The sequence below is a fragment of the Pseudonocardia sp. KRD291 genome, assembly GCF_019263595.1.
Classification (GTDB): domain Bacteria; phylum Actinomycetota; class Actinomycetes; order Mycobacteriales; family Pseudonocardiaceae; genus Pseudonocardia.
Genome location: NZ_JADQDD010000451.1, coordinates 1 through 2,936, shown reverse-complemented (window position 1 = coordinate 2,936; position 2,936 = coordinate 1). Strand labels below are relative to the sequence as shown.

The window sequence follows — 2,936 nt, the reverse complement described above, 5'->3', positions numbered from 1 at the left end:
TTCCGCAGGAAGGGGCGGTGCTGCGGAGCGGGTGCGGTTCCTCGGCGAGTTCCTGCGCGACCCGGCCCGGACCGCAGCTCCCGCGCCGAGCTCGCGGGCCCTGGCCGAGATCGTCTGCGCGCCGGTGCCGGACACCGGCGACCCGGTCGTCGTCGAGCTCGGGCCGGGCACCGGGGCGTTCAGCGACCTGGTGCAGGAGCGCCTGGGCGGGCGCGGGCACCATCTGGCCGTCGAGCTGAACCCCCGCCTGGCCGCGACGCTGCGCCGCCGCCACCCCTCGATCGACGTCGCGGTGGCCGGCGCGGCGGAGCTGCCCGCGTTGCTGGCCGAGCGCGGCCTGGGCGGGGCCGACGTGGTGCTCTCCGGCCTGCCCTGGGCGGCCTACCCGGTGACCGGCCCCCGGCTGACCGACGTGATCGCCGGCTCGGTGCTCCCGGACGGGGCGTTCACCCAGTTCACCTACGTCTGGTCGCGGTGGGCCCCACCGGCCCGACGCCAGCACCGCTGGCTGCGCGACGCGTTCGAGGAGGTCGTGGCCAGCCGGACGATCTGGCCCAACCTGCCTCCGGCCCTGGTCTACCTGGCACGACGCCCGAAGGCGGTGGGTCACACCGACGGGGCGCCGGGCGCGCGGCTACCCTGATCGACGCCCCGGACACCGGTTCGCCGGTTCACCTCAGCGGGGCGCCGGGCCCGGATGACCGATCGGGCCCCGGCCGCCCGGCAGCGTCGCGGGGCGTACCGGTTCCGCCTCGCGTGAGTCCGCGTGCGGCGGGAGGAGACCGCGGACCAGGGGAGACGTGTGTCGCAAGCCCAACTCGCCTCGCCGGAGACCCGGCCGCTGCGCGCGTGGCAGCGCAGCGCGCTGGCGCGCTATCTGGCCACGCAGCCGCAGGACTTCCTCGCGGTCGCGACGCCCGGCGCCGGTAAGACGACGTTCGCCCTGCGGGTGGCCGGTGAGCTGCTCGCGGACCGGACGATCGACGCGGTCACGGTCGTCACGCCGACCGAGCACCTGAAGTACCAGTGGTCCGACGCGGCCACCTACGCCGGGATCTCGCTGGACCCGGAGTTCCGCAACTCCACGGGCGGCACCTCGAGCGACTACCACGGCATCGCCGTCACCTACGCCGGTGTCGCGGCGCACCCGATGCTGCACCGGGCCCGGTCGGAGAACCGCCGGATGCTGGTGATCCTCGACGAGATCCACCACGCCGGCGACGCGCGCTCCTGGGGCGAGGCGGTGTCCGAGGCGTTCGACCCGGCCGTCCGGCGCCTGGCCCTGACCGGCACCCCGTTCCGCTCCGACGACAACCCGATCCCGTTCGTCGAGTACGTGCCCGACGCCGAGGGCGCCCCGCGCAGCCGGGCCGACCACTCCTACGGCTACGCCGAGGCGCTGGCCGACAACGTGGTCCGGCCGGTGGTGTTCCTGGCCTACTCGGGGACGTCGAACTGGCGGACCAGCGCGGGCGAGGAGATCAGCGCCCGGCTCGGCGAGCCGATGACCAAGGAACAGACCGGCATGGCCTGGCGCACCGCGCTGGACCCGGCCGGGGAGTGGATGCCGGCCGTGCTGGCCGCCGCGGACCGCCGACTGACCAGCCACCGCGACGGCGGCATGCCCGACGCCGGCGGCCTGGTGATCGCCTCCGACCAGACCGCCGCCAGGTCCTACGCCGCGATACTGCGCACGGTCACCGGGACGATGCCCGCGGTCGTGCTCTCCGACGAGGCCGGCAGCTCGGACCGGATCGCCGAGTTCGCGCGCTCCGAGGAACGCTGGATGGTCGCGGTCCGGATGGTCTCCGAGGGCGTCGACGTGCCGCGCCTGGCCGTCGGGGTCTACGCGACGTCGGCGTCCACGCCGCTGTACTTCGCGCAGGCGATCGGCCGCTTCGTGCGGTCGCGGCGGCCGGGGGAGACGGCGTCGGTGTTCGTGCCGAGCGTGCCGGTGCTGCTCGCGCTGGCCAGCGAGCTGGAGGCGCAGCGCGACCACGTCCTGGGCAAGCCGCACAAGGCCGAGGAGGTGTGGAACGACGAGGAGCTCAACGCGGCCAACAAGCAGGAGGACGAGCCCGGCGAGCAGGAGAAGGCGTTCACCTCGCTCGGCGCCGACGCCGAGCTCGACCAGCTGATCTACGAGGGCACGTCGTTCTCCGCCGACGAGGAGGACTACCTCGGGCTGCCCGGCCTGCTCGAGCCCGACCAGGTGCGCACGTTGCTGTCCAAACGCCAGCAGGACTGGATCGCGAAGGGCTCGCCCCGCACGGGGGCCCAGGCCCGGGCCGCCCCGGCCACCGCGCCGACCCCGCCGCCACCGGCCGAGCGCGCCCCGCAGAGCACCCGGGAACGGCTGGCGACGCTGCGCAAGGAGCTCAACACGCTCGTCGCGCTGCACAACCACAAGACCCGCAAGCCGCACGGCGTGATCCACAACGAGCTGCGCAGGCACTGTGGCGGCCCGCCGACGGCGATGGCGAACATGGACCAGCTGGAGGAACGGATCGCCACCCTTCGGTCCTGGCGCTGACGAGCGGGCGGGCACCCGGCACGATCACCGGTGCACCGTGCACTGGTCGTTCCGGGTGGTTCCTGTGTCCGACCTCACTCACCCGTCAGGTCGTGCGCCGAACGGCTGTCGGTGACGGTACGTGACGATTCGGGCCCGGACGGCGGTTCGTCACCCTCCCGGGACCGGAGCGTGACCGCGGCGATGACGGCCAGGATCCCGACCGCCTCCAGGGCCCCCGGGCGCTGCCCCAGCCCGACCAGCCCGACCAGCGTGGCGGTGGCCGGCAGCAGCGCCAGCAGGACCGCGAACCGGGCCTGCCCGACCCGTCGCAGGACCACCTGGTCGAGCACGTAGGGGATCACCGACGACAGCACGCCCAACCCCACCGCGAGCAGCAGGACCGGCGGCTCGGCCAGCGCCC

3 protein-coding genes are annotated in these 2,936 nt (G+C 74.5%); 2 read left to right on the top strand and 1 reads right to left on the bottom strand.

Annotated features, from left to right (window positions below):
- A partial coding sequence (locus I4I78_RS31570) for a class I SAM-dependent methyltransferase (protein ID WP_226380814.1) occupies positions 1–643 on the top strand: 643 nt, incomplete at its 5' end.
- 159 nt (positions 644–802) lie between these two features.
- Positions 803–2,533 (top strand): DEAD/DEAH box helicase, encoded by a 1,731-nt coding sequence (locus I4I78_RS31565; protein WP_218615168.1) that lies wholly within the window; start codon positions 803–805, stop codon positions 2,531–2,533.
- A 74-nt stretch (positions 2,534–2,607) separates the two neighbouring features.
- On the opposite strand, the gene I4I78_RS31560 is transcribed toward I4I78_RS31565, so the two are convergent.
- Positions 2,608–2,936, bottom strand: a 329-nt coding sequence (locus I4I78_RS31560; RefSeq protein ID WP_218615167.1) for an EamA family transporter, incomplete at its 5' end; no start/stop codon positions are given.